The following is a 14251-nucleotide window of genomic DNA, read 5'->3' as shown; positions in this document are numbered from 1 at the left end:
CAAAATGAGGAAGTCGTAGTGTCGCGCAGACGCGTCGTCATCACTGGCATGGGTATGCTCTCGCCGCTGGGCGTGGACGTGCCGAGTTCCTGGCAGGGTATCCTGGCCGGCCGCAGCGGTATCGCCCCGATCGAGCACATGGACCTTTCCGCCTTTTCCACCCGCTTCGGCGGTTCGGTGAGGGGGTTCGACGTCGAGCAGTACATGTCCGCCAAGGAAGCCCGCAAACTCGACCTGTTCATCCAGTACGGCCTGGCCGCCAGCTACCAGGCGGTGCGCGATTCCGGTCTGGAAGTCACCGACGCCAACCGCGAGCGCATCGGCGTCGCCATCGGCTCGGGCATCGGCGGCCTGACCAACATCGAGAACACCTGCCGTTCTCTGTTCGAGCAGGGGCCGCGGCGCATTTCGCCGTTCTTCGTGCCCGGCTCGGTCATCAACATGGTTTCCGGGTTCCTGTCGATCAACCTCGGTCTGCAGGGCCCCAACTACGCCATCACCACCGCTTGCACCACCGGCACCCACAACATCGGCATGGCCGCGCGCAACATCGCCTACGGCGAGGCTGACGTGATGGTCGCCGGCGGTTCGGAAATGGCCACCTGCGGCCTGGGCATCGGCGGTTTCGGCGCAGCCCGCGCGCTGTCCACCCGCAACGACGAGCCGGCCAGGGCCAGCCGTCCGTGGGACAGGGATCGCGACGGCTTCGTGCTCTCCGACGGCGCCGGCGCCGTGGTGCTGGAAGAGCTGGAACACGCCAAGGCCCGCGGCGCGCGCATCTACGCCGAGCTGGTCGGCTTCGGCATGAGCGGCGACGCCTTCCACATGACCGCGCCGCCGGAAGATGGCGCCGGCGCTGCCCGTTGCATGAAGAACGCCCTGCGCGACGCCGGCCTGAACCCGGAGCAGGTCGACTACATCAACGCCCACGGCACCTCCACCCCGGCCGGCGACATTGCCGAGATCTCCGCGGTGAAGTCGATCTTCGGCGAGCACGCCTACAAGCTGTCGATGAGCTCGACCAAGTCCATGACCGGCCACCTGCTCGGTGCCGCCGGCGCGGTGGAAGCCATCTTCTGCATCCTGGCGCTGCGCGACCAGGTGGCGCCGCCGACCATCAACCTGGACAACCCGGACGAAGGCTGCGACCTCGACCTGGTGGCGAACCGGCTCAAGGAGCGCAGCATCGAAGTGGCGGTGTCCAACTCCTTCGGCTTCGGCGGCACCAACGGTTCCCTGGTGTTCCGCCGGTTCAACGGCTGATGTCCGCCTGGGTCGACGGCCGGCCCGCCGAGGCCCTGTCCGTGCGCGATCGCGGGCTGGCCTACGGCGATGGCCTGTTCGAGACCATTGCCGTGCGCGCCGGCCGGCCACGCCTGCTGGCGCGGCACCTGGCGCGCCTGGAAGAGGGCATCCGGCGCCTGTTCCTGCCGGTGTCGCTGGCCCAGGTCGAGCAGGAACTGCTGGCCTTCGCCGCGCAACTGGGCGAAGGGGTGGCCAAGCTGATGCTGACCCGCGGCGAAGGCCTGCGCGGTTATGCCGCGCCGGCCGATGCCCAGGTGCGGCGCATCCTCATCGGCTCGCCGGCGCCGGCCTACCCGGCGGCCCATTTCGACGAGGGCATCGCCCTTTTCCCCTGCGCCACCCGCCTGGCCGAGCAGCCGTTGCTGGCCGGCCTCAAGCACCTCAACCGCCTGGAGCAGGTCCTGGCCCGCAGCGAGTGGAGCGACCCGGCCTTCGCCGAAGGGCTGATGCGCGACCAGAGCGGGCGCGTGGTCGAAGGCGTATTCAGCAACCTGTTCCTGGTCCGCGACGGCCAATTGATCACGCCCGAACTGAGCCGCTGCGGAGTGGCCGGGGTGATGCGCGCCGAACTGCTGGAGTGGGCGGCGGGGCAGGGCATTCCCACTGCGGTTCGGGATGTTGCCTACGTCGAACTGTTGCAGGCCGATGAGGTCTTTCTCTGCAACAGCCTCTATGGTGTCTGGCCGGTGCGTCGACTCGAAGCCCATGCCTGGCCGGTCGGGGCGATCACCCGTAAACTGCAAGCCCACTTCCGCGAACGCCTGGATTCCTGACCTGTGATGCGCAAATTGCTGGTGCTGCTGGAAAGCGGCCTGCTGTTGGCCGGGCTGTTGCTCGGCCTGGCCGGCTGGGAGCAGCGCCGGGCCCTGCAGCAGCCGCTGCAGCTGACCGAAGAACGCCTGCTGGACGTCCCTTCCGGCGCCACCCCGGGGGCGCTGCTGACGCGCCTGCAGGACGAGGAAGTGCTGCACGGCGCCTTCTGGCTGCGCCTGTACTGGCGCTTCAACCTGGCCGGGCAGGCCCTGCACAGCGGCGAATACCGACTCAAGCCGGGGATGAGCGGCGATGACCTGCTGGAGCTGTGGCGCGAAGGCGACGTGGTGCAGTACAGCCTGACCTTGGTAGAGGGCTGGACCTTCCACCAGTTCCGCGAACTGCTGGCGCGCCAGCCCAAGCTGGAAGCCACCCTGGCCGGCCTCAGCGACGAAGAGGTGATGAAGCGCCTGGGCAAGTCCGGCGTCGTGCCCGAGGGGCAGTTCTTCCCGGACACCTACCGCTATGTCCGCGGCATGCGCGACATCGACCTGCTCAAGCTGGCCTACCAGCGCATGGAGCGCATCCTCGACCAGGAGTGGCAGGCCCGCAGCGGCGACCTGCCCTACAAGGACCCGTACCAGGCGCTGATCATGGCATCGCTGGTGGAGAAGGAAACCGGCGTGCCCCAGGAGCGCCCGCAGATCGCCGGGGTCTTCGTGCGCCGCCTGCAGAAGAACATGCTGCTGCAGACCGACCCGACCGTGATCTACGGTATGGGCGAGCGCTACAGCGGCAAGATCAGCCGCGCCGACCTGCGCGAGCCCACCCCCTACAACACCTACGTGATCGCCGGCCTGCCGCCGACGCCGATCGCCATGCCCGGGCGCGAGGCGATCCATGCCGCGCTCAATCCGGCCGATGGCCAGAGCCTGTATTTCGTCGCCCGTGGTGATGGCAGCCACGTGTTTTCCGACAACCTCGACGACCACAACAAGGCGGTGCAGGAATACCAGCTGAAGCGGCGCGCGGACTACCGGTCCAGCCCCGCACCGATTCCCGCACCGGCGCCGGCGGAAGCTCCCGGGCAACCGCCGGCGCAGCAGTAGCACAGACAGAAGGAGAGCCGAGTGAGCGGCCTGTTCGTCACCCTGGAAGGCCCCGAAGGCGCGGGCAAGACCACCAACCGCGAGTACCTGGCCGAGCGCCTGCGCGAACGCGGCGTGGAAGTGCAGCTGACCCGCGAGCCCGGCGGCACGCCGCTGGCCGAGCGCATCCGCGAGCTGCTGCTGGCCCCCAGTGACGAGCCGATGGCGGTGGATACCGAGCTGCTGCTGATGTTCGCCGCCCGCGCCCAGCACCTCGCCCAGGTCATCCGCCCGGCCCTGGCCCGTGGCGCGGTGGTGCTCTGCGACCGCTTCACCGACGCCACCTACGCCTACCAGGGCGGTGGCCGCGGCCTGCCGGAGTCGCGCATCGCCGAACTGGAACGCTTCGTCCAGGGCGACCTGCGCCCGGACCTGACGCTGGTCTTCGACCTGCCGGTGGAAGTCGGCCTGGCCCGCGCCGCCGCCCGCGGCCGCCTGGACCGCTTCGAGCAGGAAGGCCGCGAATTCTTCGAGGCGGTGCGCCAGACCTACCTGCGCCGCGCCGCCGCCGAGCCGCAACGCTACCAGGTGCTCGACGCCGCGCAGCCGCTGGCGCGCGTACAGGCCGACATCGAGGCCCTGCTGCCGAACCTGCTGGAGCGCCTGCATGGCTGAGATCTACCCCTGGCAGGCCACGCTCTGGCAGCAGCTCAGTGGCCGCCCGCGGCATGCCCACGCCTACCTGCTGCACGGTCCGGCCGGCATCGGCAAGCGCGCCCTGGCCGACAACCTGGTGGCCCTGCTGCTTTGCCAGCACCCGGCCGGCGGCCGCGCCTGCGGCCAGTGCAAGGGTTGCCAGTTGCTGGCCGCCGGCACCCATCCGGATTTCTTCCTGCTGGAGCCTGAAGAGCCGGAGAAGCCCATCCGCGTCGACCAGGTCCGCGAACTGGTGGACTTCGTGGTGCAGACCGCGCAGCTGGGCGGGCGCAAGGTGGTGCTGCTGGAGCCGGCCGAGGCGATGAACCTCAACTCCGCCAACGCCCTGCTCAAGAGCCTGGAGGAGCCCTCCGGCGACACCGTGCTGCTGCTGATCAGCCACCAGCCCAGCCGCCTGCTGCCGACCATCAAGAGCCGCTGCGTGCAGCAGGCCTGCCCGCAGCCGAGCGCCGAGCAGAGCCGCGCCTACCTGGCCAGCGTGCTGCCCGGCGAGGACGCCGCCGCGCTCGACGAACTGCTGGTCCTGGCCGGCGGCTCGCCGCTGACCGCCCAGCGCCTGTACGGCCAGGGCGTGCGCGAACAGCGCGCGCTGGTGGTGGAGGGAGTGAAGAAGCTGCTCAAGCAGCAGATCGCCCCCGGCCAACTGGCGGAAAGCTGGAACGCCGTGCCGCTGCCGCTGCTGTTCGACTGGTTCTGCGACTGGGCGCTGGGCATCCTGCGCTACCAGCTGACCCGCGACGAGGCGGGGCTGGGCCTGGCGGACATGCGCAAGGTGGTGCAGTACCTGGCGGAGAAGTCCACCCAGCCCAAGGTCATGGCGATCCAGGACTGGCTGCTGGAGCACCGGCAGAAAGTCCTGAACAAGGCCAACCTCAACCGTGCCCTGCTTCTCGAAGCCCTGCTCGCGCAGTGGGCAAGCCTGCCGGGGCCGGGCTAGAATCGGCCAATCGGATCATCGCTAGGACAGCCCAATGAGCTTGCCACCGAACCTGGGACCGCGTAACGGTATCCTGTCCCTGACCATCAAGGACAAGTCCGTACTCTATGCCGCGTACATGCCGTTCATCCGCAACGGCGGGCTGTTCATCCCGACCAACAAGACCTACAAGCTGGGCGACGAGGTCTTCATGCTGCTCAACCTGATGGACGAGCCGGAGAAGATCCCGGTGGCCGGCAAGGTGGTCTGGATCACCCCCAAGGGCGCCCAGGGCAACCGCGCCGCGGGCATCGGCGTGCAGTTCAACGACGGCGACAACACCGCGCGCAACAAGATAGAGACCTACCTGGCCGGGGCGCTGAAGTCCGACAGGCCGACCCACACCATGTAATCCGCGGCAGACGTACCGTCGAACGCAGGAGGCGCCCGAAGGGGCGCTTCGTCATTTCCGGAGTACCCATTCGATGCTGGTCGATTCCCATTGCCACCTCGACCGCCTGGACCTCGCGGCCCATGGCGGTTCGCTGGACGCCGCCCTGGACGCCGCGCGCGCCCGTGGCGTCGGGCAGTTCCTCTGCATCGGCGTCAGCGCCGACAACGCCCGGGCGGTCAAGGCCCTGGCCGAACGCTACGCCGACGTGCACTGCTCGGTGGGCGTCCACCCGCTGGACCTGGAACCCGGCGCCGCGCCGGCTCTGGACTGGCTGCTGGCCGAACTGAACCACCCGCGGGTGGTGGCCATCGGCGAGACCGGCCTGGACTACCACTACGAACCCGAAGCCGCCGAACTGCAGCAGGAAGCCTTCCGCCTGCACCTGGAGGCGGCGAAGCTCACCGGCAAGCCGGTCATCGTCCACACCCGCGAGGCCCGCGCCGACACCCTGGCGCTGCTGCGCGAGGCGGCGCTGCCCCAGGCCGGCGTGCTGCACTGCTTCACCGAGGACTGGGAGATGGCCAAGGCGGCCCTGGACATCGGCTTCTACATCTCGCTGTCGGGCATAGTCACCTTCCGCAACGCCGAAGCCCTGCGCGAAGTGGCCCGCCAGGTACCGGCCGACCGCCTGCTGGTGGAAACCGACTCGCCGTACCTGGCGCCGGTACCGCACCGCGGCAAGCCGAACCTGCCGGAGTACGTGCGCGAAGTGGCCGAGTACCTGGCGGTGTTGCGTGGGGTGAGCTTCGAGGTGTTGGCTGAGCAGACTACGGCGAACTTCAAGCGGTTGTTCCCGTTGGCGGCGTGATCTGATCGCCGGCCTGTAGGAGCGAGCTTGCTCGCGAATGGGGTTTGCCGGGGGCGTAGGTGTTGGGTTTAAGAGCGCCCTCTCCCCAACCCTCTCCCGCAAGCGGGAGAGGGGGCTGTCCCGAGCTGCTAGGGAGTTCGGAGTCATCCTGATACTCCTACCTCCACCCCGCCATTTCCGCGAACGCGGGAATCCAGTGACGAGCGGTTCGCGAGCAAGCTCGCTCCTACGAAAAGCAAAAGCGCGTTTGCTCTTGGACTTCCAGAGAAACACCCGAGCGCACCGGAACGCCCCTTCAGAAGGCCGAACGAAACCGGCGCTCAGGAGGTCATGCGACATGGATGTCGCGAGAGCCCCGATGGGCTACAGGGACGTACCCTCGGGGCGGGCCTCCGTGGCGGGGGAGTTCGCGAGGGTAGCCCGGCTCCATCGGGCCCGTATGTCGGGGCAAGCCTTTTTGGTTCCTTTTGTGGCGATTGACAAAAGGGACTCGCCCGAGGGGGCGAAACGAGAAACATCCAAGCACTCGGTGCGGCGCGCTACACCAAGCCCCCAAGCCACTGGGTTATCCCCCTTCGGGCCAGCGCACACGCTGTTCGCGATGGAGCCGCGTCCCGCGTTCGCAGAAATGACGGGGATGGAAGTGCGGGCCAAGGCTCGCGCCTACAGGCAGGAAAGGGCAGGCACAGCCCAATTATTTCACGCACATAAAAAAAACCCGGGTTCTGGGGGATGAATCCGGGTCAAGACCATTAGGAGTGTAACAATAAGGTACGCGATCCTCGGTACCTTCACTGGCGGGGCACTTGGGGGGAGATGCCGCACACCAGTAAGTTGAAGTATTGGCCAAGATGGCGGAGCTTCCACAACCGCCCGGCGGTTTTTTAAACGGATTTGGAATACTGCTCCGCCCATGGCCCGCCATTTGCCGCCTGCCCCCGGGGCCAGGCCCCCCTGGCACGCGGGTTGCGGCTTATTCCCGGGCCAGGGCCGAGATGATGGCCAATGTGTCCTCTATCACGTTCTCCGGGGTGTAGAAGTGCGGCGAGAAGCGCACCCCGGCGCCGCGCTGGATGCAGACTACCTGTTCGGCCTTCAGCCGCTCGTGCAGGCGGGCGTTGTCCCAGCCGTCGAGGCTGAAGGTCAGGATGCCGGCCCGGCGCTCGGGTTGCAGCGGGCTGTGCAGGCGCGCTCCGGGGATGCGTTGCAGGCCATCTTGCAAGGCCTGTACCCGTTCGGCCAGGGCTGCGCCGACCGCCGGCATGCCGAATTCCTCCAGCAGCCCCAGGCTGGCGTCCAGGGCCACGGCGCCGAGCATGTTCGGGCTGCCGCATTCGAAGCGCCGTGCGCTGCGCGCCGGCTGCCAATCAGTCTGGTTGTAGTTGCCGGCGTTCTCCAGCATGTGCCAGCCGTATTCCTGCAACGACAGCAGGTCGCGCTCGGCGGCGCGGCAGTAGAACACCCCCAGGCCCTCGGGGCCGAGCATCCACTTGTGGCCGTCGGCCATGGCGAAGGCGCAGTCGTAGGCCTGGGCGTCGAAGGGCAGGGCGCCCAGTTGCTGGATGGCGTCGATGCAGAACAGCACGCCACGCTGGCGGCAGCCGGCGCCGAGGCGCTCCAGGTCCATGCGCAGGCCGCTGGCGTACTGCACGGCGCTGATCGACAGCAGGCGCGTGCGCGGCCCGCAGGCGGCCAGCAGGTCGGCCTCGGGATCGGCGCCTTCCAGGCTCACCTGGATGATCTCCACCCCGCGCGGCTTCAGGGCTTCCCAGACGACGCGGTTGGAGGGGAATTCCTGGTCGCTGATCACCACCTGGTCGCCGGGGCGCCAGTCGAGTCCGAAGGCCACGAAGGAAAGGGCTTCGGACGTATTCTTCACCAGGGCGACGTCGCCCGTGGTGGCGGCGCCGACCAGCTGCGCAAGGCGTTGGCGCAGGCGATTCTCCACCTGCAGCCACTGCGGATAGTCGCGCGCGCCCAGGCGGATGTTCTCGCTGGCGAAGGCGGCGACGGCGTCGGCGCTACGCTTGGGCCAGGGCGCCACGGCGGCGTGGTTCAGGTAGCGCAGGCCGGGTTCCTGGGGAAACTCGAAAGAAAGCGGATTCATGGCGGATGTTCCGTGCATTTTGTCGCTGAATAGGCATAATACGCGGCTCCGGATTTTGACTATTTTTGACCGAACAGTCTTTTTATGCAGAAAGAGCCACGCAAGGTTCGCGAATTCCGTCGTCGCGAACAGGAGATCCTCGACACCGCCCTCAAGCTGTTCCTTGAGCAGGGCGAAGACAGTGTCACGGTCGAGATGATCGCCGATGCCGTGGGTATCGGCAAAGGCACCATCTACAAGCACTTCAAGTCGAAGGCGGAGATTTACCTGCGCCTGATGCTCGACTACGAGCGCGACCTGGCGGCGCTGTTCCACTCCGAGGACGTCGCCCGCGACAAGGAACGCCTGTCGCGCGCCTACTTCGAGTTCCGCATGCGCGATCCGCAGCGCTACCGCCTGTTCGACCGCCTGGAAGAGAAGGTGGTGAAGAACAGCCAGGTGCCGGAGATGGTCGAGGAACTGCACAAGATCCGCGAATCCAACTTCGAGCGCTTGAGCCAGTTGATCAAGGAGCGCATCGCCGCCGGCAAGCTGGAGGACGTGCCCGCGTACTTCCACTACTGCGCGGCCTGGGCCCTGGTGCACGGCGCCGTGGCGCTGTACCACTCGCCCTTCTGGCGCGAGGTGCTGGAGGACCAGGAGGGCTTCTTCCAGTTCCTCATGGACATCGGCGTGCGCATGGGCAACAAGCGCAAGCGCGACGGCGACACCCCTGCCGCCTGAGCCAATGCCGGCGGCGCTTTCGGGCCGCCGCCGCGGCCCGGCGGGGATATACTGACAGAACCACTCTCCGCCGGAGTCGATCGATGATCGTCGACCGCCAGGGCAGGCGCTTCCGCAACCTGCGCGTCAGCCTTACCGCCGCCTGCAACTACGCCTGCACCTATTGCGTGCCTGACGGCAAGCGCCTGGTCGCCGCGCAGGACGAGCTGTCCGCGCAGAGCCTGGTGCGCGGCGTGGCCTACCTGATCGAGGCCGCCGGTATCGAACGCCTGCGCGTCACCGGTGGCGAACCCCTGGTCAGCCCCAAGCTCGACGAGTTCCTGCATGGCGTCAGCCGCCTGGGCCTGAAGGACATCAGCCTGACCAGCAACGGCCAGTTGCTTTCGCGCAAGCTGCCGCTGCTGCTGGAATGCGGTATCCGCCGGCTGAACGTCTCCCTCGACACCCTGGACGCCGCGGCCTTCCGCGGCATCGCCCGTGGCGGCGACCTGGCCACGGTGCTCAAGGGGCTGGACGAGGCCAGCGCCGCGGGCATGAAGGTCAAGGTCAACATGGTGCCGCTGCGCGGGCAGAACCTCGACCAGGTCGTCCCGCTGCTGGACTACTGCCTGGCGCGCGGCTTCGAACTGCGCTTCATCGAGCTGATGCGCATGGGCCACCTGGCCCGCGACGGCAACGCCTTCGCCAGCCAGTTCGTCGGCCTGCCGGAGCTGCTCGAACTGATCGGCCGCGGCCATCCCTACGTCCAGGCCGACGCCCCGGTGGACGCCACCGCGCTGCGCTACGAAGTGCCGGGGCAGGGCTTCTTCGGCGTGATCGCCAACGAAAGCGTACCCTTCTGCCGCACCTGCTCGCGGCTGCGCCTGTCCTCCACCGGCTGGCTGCACGGCTGCCTGTCCTCCAGCAACCGCCACTACGTCGGCGACCTGCTCGACAAGCCGCGCCACCAGGCCCTGCCGGCCCTGCAGCGGCTGCTGGTGAAGGCCCTGGCGGACAAGCAGGAAGTGGCCTTCTCCGGCGGCGTCACGGTGATGAAGATCATCGGCGGCTGAAACCCGACATTCCCCAAGCCAAGCGATCCATGCACGACTTCCCCATTTCCTATATCGAACCGGTGTTCCGCCCGCCGAGCGAGGCGCATTCGCTGATCCTGCCGGTGACCAACGGCTGCTCCTGGAACCAGTGCGGCTTCTGCGAGATGTACACCCAGCCGCAGAAGAAATTCCGCGCCCGCGACGAGGCCGAAGTGCTGGAGGAGATCCGCCGCTGCGGCGAGCGCCTGATCGTCCAGCGCGTGTTCCTCGCCGACGGCGATGCCCTGGTGCTGCCGACGCGGCGCCTGCTGAACGTCCTGCGGGCGATCCGCGAGCACCTGCCGGAGGTGCGGCGGGTGTCCAGCTACTGCCTGCCGCGCAACCTGCGCAAGAAGTCGGTGGCGGAGCTGAAGGAACTGGCCGACGCCGGGCTGGGCATGGCCTACGTCGGCGCCGAGTCCGGCGACGACGAGGTGTTGGCGCGGGTGAACAAGGGCGAGACCTACGCCTCGACCCTCGATGCCCTGGACAAGCTCGGCCAGGCCGGCATCAAGCGCTCGGTGATGATCCTCAACGGCCTCGGCGGCCAGGGCCTGAGCGAGCAGCACGCGGACAACTCGGCGCGCCTGATGAACGCCGCGCAGCCGGAGTTCCTCTCCACCCTGGTGGTCAGCTTCCCCACCGGCGAGCAGCGCTTGCGCGAAGGCTTCCCCGACTTCCAGCCGCTGGGCCAGGCCCAACTGTTCGCCGAGGTCGAGCGCCTGCTGCAGGGCCTGGAGTTGCGCGACACTGTGTTCCGCAGCGACCACGCCTCCAACTACCTTGTGCTCAAGGGTGTGCTCGGCGCTGACAAGCCGCGCCTGCTGGCCCAGGTGCGCGAGGCCATCGAGCGGCCGCAGCAGGCGAAGCTGCGCCAGGAATGGCAGCGCGGCCTGTGATGGCGCGGAAGCTGCATCCGTCCGGCCAACGCCGGTTTTTCGACGCCGGCCGCGGAGAGATCGAATGCGCTACCTGTTGTTGACCCTGGCCCTGGCTGCGCTGGCCGGCTGCATGAAGCCCAGCGACATGGCCGAACGCACCGGCTACTACATGGGCGACGCCGGCTTCCTCGACCACAGCCACACCCGCCGCACGGGGAACTGGCGGGTGCAGCCGGACTCCTTCATCTACATCGCCCAGGGGCACTTCGTGCCGCCGGGGCATCCCTACGCGCGGCCCAACGTGGTGGCGGAGGAGGCCTTCAAGGGCTTCGTCGAATACTTCCCGCAGGTGCGCCGGGCCAAGGTCCCGGAGGGTCTGGACGAGGCCATGCAGGAGGCGCGGGCGGCCGGCGCCGACTACCTGCTGTACACGCGCTTCGCCCGTGGCGAGGACAATGTGGGAAACTGGGAAGAGTACGAAGACACCGACAATGACGTCGGACGCGACCGCAGCGTGATCCAGGTGATGCTGATCGACACCGGCAACCGCTTCCTGCTGGACAGCGCTACCATCCGCAGCCGCGGCGGTTTCCTGACGTTCTACGACGCCCGGCCCGAGGACCTGATCGGGCCGCCGCTGGAAGACTACGCCCGTAGCCTGCTGGGGGTGAAGGCGACCGAGGAGTTCCAATGACCGATACAGGCAAGGCCGGCGACCTGCTGGCGCAGATTCCCGCCGGCAAGGGCCTGCCGCCCGTGCACCTGTGGAACCCGCCGTTCTGCGGCGACATCGACATGCGCATCGCCCGCGACGGCACCTGGTACTACCTGGGCACGCCCATCGGGCGCAAGCCGATGGTCAAGCTGTTCTCCAGCATCATCCGCCGCGATGGCGACGACTACTTCCTGGTCACCCCGGTGGAGAAGTGCGGCATCCGCGTCGACGACGCGCCTTTCGTCGCCGTGACGCTGAGCGTGGAAGGGCAGGGCGAGGCCCAGCGACTGCGCTTCACCAGCAACGTCGAGGACGAGTTCGTCGCCGGCCCCGAACACCCGATCCGCGTCGACATCGACCCGCAGACCCAGGAGCCGGCGCCCTACGTGCTGGTGCGCAGCAACCTGGAGGCGCTGATCCACCGCAACGTCTTCTACCAACTGGTCGAACTGGCCGTGCCGCGGCTGATCGATGGCCAGGAATGGCTGGGCGTGTGGAGCGGCGGCGAGTTCTTCGCCATCGGCCCGCAGCCGTGACCGGCGGGTCCCGGAGCGGCCGGTAGTTCGCGGAAGGTGTCGCTACAGCGGTTGGGGCCTCAAGCCCCTGCGCCCGTACTCCTTGTAGGAGCGCGCCCTGCGCGCGATTCGCGGGCAGGGCCCGCTTACAGTCCAGCAACTGTCTTGCCGGCTGCGCCAGGTTTGCTCTTACGACAGGCACAAAAAAACGCCGTTTCCTGTGAGGGAAACGGCGTTCTTTCTACGCGAGGGCCTTACATATTGGGATAGTTCGGCCCGCCGGTGCCTTCCGGGGCGATCCAGGTGATGTTCTGCGCCGGGTCCTTGATGTCGCAGGTCTTGCAGTGCACGCAGTTCTGCGCGTTGATCTGGAAGCGCTTGCTGCCGTCGTCGTTGCTCACCACTTCGTACACGCCGGCCGGGCAGTAGCGCTGCGCGGGCTCGTCGTAGAGCGGCAGGTTCTTGGCGATCGGCACGCTCGGGTCGGTCAGCTTGAGGTGGATCGGCTGGTCTTCCTCGTGGTTGGTGTTGGAGAGGAACACCGAGGAGAGCTTGTCGAAGCTCAGCTTGCCGTCCGGTTTCGGGTAGTCGATCTTCGGCGCTTCGCTGGCCTTCTTCAGGCAGGCGTAGTCCGGGGTGGTGTCGTGCAGGGTGAGCGGAATCTTGCCGCCGAAGAAGTTCTGGTCGATGAAGTTGAAGGCACCGCCGCCGATGGCGCCGAACTTGTGGATGGCTGCGCCGAAGTTGCGGCTGCGGAACAGCTCGTCGTACAGCCAACTGGCCTTGAAGGCGTCCACGTAATTGCTCAGCTCGTCGCCGCCTTCACGGCCGGCGGCCAGGGCTTCGGCGATGGCCTCGGCGGCCAGCATGCCGGACTTCATGGCGGTGTGGCTGCCCTTGATCTTGGCGAAGTTCAGGGTGCCCAGGTCGCAGCCGATCAGCGCGCCGCCGGGGAATACCATCTTCGGCAGCGAGTTCAGGCCGCCCTTGCAGATGGCGCGGGCGCCGTAGGCCACGCGCTTGCCGCCTTCGAGGTACTGCTTGATCACCGGGTGGTGCTTGTAGCGCTGGAACTCGTCGAAGGGCGACAGGTGCGGGTTGCTGTAGGACAGGTCGATGATCAGGCCGACCACCACCTGGTTGTTCTCCAGGTGATAGAGGAAGGAGCCGCCCGGGTTGTCGTCGTTCAGCGGCCAGCCGGCGGTGTGCACCACCAGGCCCTGGTCGTGCTTGGCCGGGTCGATGTCCCAGATTTCCTTGATGCCGATGCCGTAGTGCTGGGCGTCGGCGTCGCTGTCGAGCTTGTACTTCCTGATCAGTTGCTTGCCGATGTGGCCACGGCAGCCTTCGGCGAACAGGGTGTACTTGGCGCGCAGCTCCATACCCGGGGTGTAGTACCCTTCTTTCGGATTGCCTTCACGGTCGACGCCCAGGTCGCCGGTGACGATGCCGCGGACCACGCCGTTCTCGTCGATCAGCGCTTCCTGGGCGGCGAAGCCCGGGTAGATCTCGACGCCCAGGCCTTCGGCCTGCTGGGCCAGCCAGCGGCACAGGTTGCCCAGGGAGATGATGTAGTTGCCCTCGTTGTGCATGGTCTTGGGCACGAAGAAGTTCGGCACCTTGGTGGCGGCCTGGTCGTTCTTCAGGACGTAGATGTCGTCGCGCTTGACCGGGGTGTTCAGCGGGGCTTCGAGTTCCTTCCAGTTGGGGAACAGCTCGTTCAGCGCGCGGGGCTCGAACACGGCGCCAGAGAGAATGTGGGCGCCTACTTCGGAACCCTTCTCGACCACACAGACGCTGATTTCCTGACCCGCGTCGGCGGCCTTCTGCTTCAGTCGGCATGCGGCGGACAGACCGGCAGGGCCGGCGCCGACGATGACGACGTCGAATTCCATGTATTCGCGTTCCACTTCTCGATCTCTCCTAACTCAAGGCTCTACAGGCTATTTGTTGGTATGGGGCCGGGGGCGCTACCCCGGACAGAGCGGGGCGCAATTATAGCGACAGGGCCCAGCATAGTTATACCCCCGGTTTTGGGCAATACAAACGTTTGTTTGAAATGCGCGGAAGCCTGATAGAATCGGCTTCCGCGCCTTATGAACGGGCATTCACGCGTATTGACCCGACAGGGCGATGCGGTCAAGATAGCCACGGTTTTGCGGTCGCGGTCTCGCTGGATGTAGTCGCAGATGGCGT

Annotated in this window: 14 protein-coding genes; 12 read left to right on the top strand and 2 right to left on the bottom strand. The window is 67.2% G+C overall.

Annotated features, from left to right (window positions below; genetic code table 11):
- Positions 1-18 precede the first annotated feature (18 nt).
- The 7 genes from fabF (at position 19) to PM1_RS20645 (ending at position 6041) form a co-directional block, all read left to right on the top strand.
- Positions 19-1263 (top strand): beta-ketoacyl-ACP synthase II, encoded by a 1245-nt coding sequence (gene fabF / locus PM1_RS20675; protein ID WP_009621439.1) that lies wholly within the window; start codon positions 19-21, stop codon positions 1261-1263.
- A complete protein-coding gene (gene pabC, locus PM1_RS20670) occupies positions 1263-2078 on the top strand; it encodes an aminodeoxychorismate lyase (RefSeq protein WP_009621441.1) in 816 nt (271 codons plus the stop codon). The genes fabF and pabC overlap by 1 nt, the downstream gene beginning before the upstream one ends.
- Positions 2079-2084: 6 nt before the next feature.
- The gene (gene mltG / locus PM1_RS20665; protein WP_009621444.1) at positions 2085-3167 is read left to right on the top strand and encodes an endolytic transglycosylase MltG; all 1083 of its coding nucleotides are present in this window, start codon (positions 2085-2087) and stop codon (positions 3165-3167) included.
- Positions 3168-3188: 21 nt separating this feature from the next.
- Positions 3189-3821, top strand: coding sequence for a dTMP kinase (tmk, locus tag PM1_RS20660; RefSeq protein WP_009621445.1), 633 nt, complete (start codon positions 3189-3191; stop codon positions 3819-3821).
- Entirely contained in the window at positions 3814-4800 is a 987-nt protein-coding gene (locus PM1_RS20655; protein WP_009621446.1) for a DNA polymerase III subunit delta', read from the top strand. Before tmk ends, PM1_RS20655 begins: the two co-directional genes overlap by 8 nt.
- 34 nt (positions 4801-4834) lie before the next feature.
- Positions 4835-5191 carry a PilZ domain-containing protein gene (locus PM1_RS20650; protein ID WP_009621447.1) on the top strand — a complete coding sequence of 119 codons (357 nt, stop codon included), beginning with the start codon at positions 4835-4837 and terminating at the stop codon, positions 5189-5191.
- 73 nt (positions 5192-5264) lie between these two features.
- Positions 5265-6041, top strand: coding sequence for a TatD family hydrolase (locus tag PM1_RS20645; protein WP_009621448.1), 777 nt, complete (start codon positions 5265-5267; stop codon positions 6039-6041).
- Between the two features lie 973 nt (positions 6042-7014).
- On the opposite strand, the gene PM1_RS20640 is transcribed toward PM1_RS20645, so the two are convergent.
- Complete coding sequence (locus PM1_RS20640) at positions 7015-8148, bottom strand: aminotransferase class V-fold PLP-dependent enzyme (RefSeq protein ID WP_009621450.1); 1134 nt, start codon at positions 8146-8148, stop codon at positions 7015-7017.
- A gap of 84 nt (positions 8149-8232) precedes the next feature.
- Here PM1_RS20640 and PM1_RS20635 point away from each other — a divergent pair, with 84 nt between their 5' ends.
- From PM1_RS20635 to PM1_RS20615, 5 genes are all read left to right on the top strand, one after another.
- Positions 8233-8871, top strand: coding sequence for a TetR/AcrR family transcriptional regulator (locus PM1_RS20635; RefSeq protein ID WP_009621451.1), 639 nt, complete (start codon positions 8233-8235; stop codon positions 8869-8871).
- A gap of 83 nt (positions 8872-8954) precedes the next feature.
- Positions 8955-9923, top strand: coding sequence for a GTP 3',8-cyclase MoaA (locus tag PM1_RS20630; RefSeq protein ID WP_009621453.1), 969 nt, complete (start codon positions 8955-8957; stop codon positions 9921-9923).
- A 29-nt stretch (positions 9924-9952) separates the two neighbouring features.
- Positions 9953-10843, top strand: coding sequence for a radical SAM protein (locus PM1_RS20625; protein WP_009621455.1), 891 nt, complete (start codon positions 9953-9955; stop codon positions 10841-10843).
- 64 nt (positions 10844-10907) lie between these two features.
- Positions 10908-11519, top strand: coding sequence for a DUF4823 domain-containing protein (locus PM1_RS20620; RefSeq protein WP_009621457.1), 612 nt, complete (start codon positions 10908-10910; stop codon positions 11517-11519).
- On the top strand, positions 11516-12076 hold the full coding sequence (locus tag PM1_RS20615) for a DUF1285 domain-containing protein (RefSeq protein ID WP_009621458.1): 561 nt from the start codon (positions 11516-11518) through the stop codon (positions 12074-12076). Before PM1_RS20620 ends, PM1_RS20615 begins: the two co-directional genes overlap by 4 nt.
- Positions 12077-12309: 233 nt before the next feature.
- Here PM1_RS20615 and PM1_RS20610 read toward each other — a convergent pair whose 3' ends face one another.
- A complete protein-coding gene (locus tag PM1_RS20610) occupies positions 12310-13965 on the bottom strand; it encodes an electron transfer flavoprotein-ubiquinone oxidoreductase (protein WP_024128791.1) in 1656 nt (551 codons plus the stop codon).
- Positions 13966-14251: the final 286 nt, after the last annotated feature.

Origin of the sequence: Pseudomonas sp. M1, from assembly GCF_022760135.1 — a bacterium.
Classification (GTDB): domain Bacteria; phylum Pseudomonadota; class Gammaproteobacteria; order Pseudomonadales; family Pseudomonadaceae; genus Pseudomonas; species Pseudomonas citronellolis.
This window is presented reverse-complemented; position numbering and strand designations above follow the sequence as displayed.

Bases quoted from the DNA above. Each gene is read 5' to 3' on its own strand.
- PM1_RS20645 (WP_009621448.1), top strand. From the start codon at position 5,265: ATGCTGGTCGATTCCCATTGCCACCTCGACCGCCTGGACCTCGCGGCC.
- PM1_RS20655 (WP_009621446.1), top strand. From the start codon at position 3,814: ATGGCTGAGATCTACCCCTGGCAGGCCACGCTCTGGCAGCAGCTCAGT.
- PM1_RS20640 (WP_009621450.1), bottom strand. From the start codon at position 8,148: ATGAATCCGCTTTCTTTCGAGTTTCCCCAGGAACCCGGCCTGCGCTAC.
- PM1_RS20635 (WP_009621451.1), top strand. From the start codon at position 8,233: ATGCAGAAAGAGCCACGCAAGGTTCGCGAATTCCGTCGTCGCGAACAG.
- mltG (WP_009621444.1), top strand. From the start codon at position 2,085: ATGCGCAAATTGCTGGTGCTGCTGGAAAGCGGCCTGCTGTTGGCCGGG.
- PM1_RS20625 (WP_009621455.1), top strand. From the start codon at position 9,953: ATGCACGACTTCCCCATTTCCTATATCGAACCGGTGTTCCGCCCGCCG.
- PM1_RS20630 (WP_009621453.1), top strand. From the start codon at position 8,955: ATGATCGTCGACCGCCAGGGCAGGCGCTTCCGCAACCTGCGCGTCAGC.
- PM1_RS20615 (WP_009621458.1), top strand. From the start codon at position 11,516: ATGACCGATACAGGCAAGGCCGGCGACCTGCTGGCGCAGATTCCCGCC.
- PM1_RS20650 (WP_009621447.1), top strand. From the start codon at position 4,835: ATGAGCTTGCCACCGAACCTGGGACCGCGTAACGGTATCCTGTCCCTG.
- pabC (WP_009621441.1), top strand. From the start codon at position 1,263: ATGTCCGCCTGGGTCGACGGCCGGCCCGCCGAGGCCCTGTCCGTGCGC.
- PM1_RS20620 (WP_009621457.1), top strand. From the start codon at position 10,908: ATGCGCTACCTGTTGTTGACCCTGGCCCTGGCTGCGCTGGCCGGCTGC.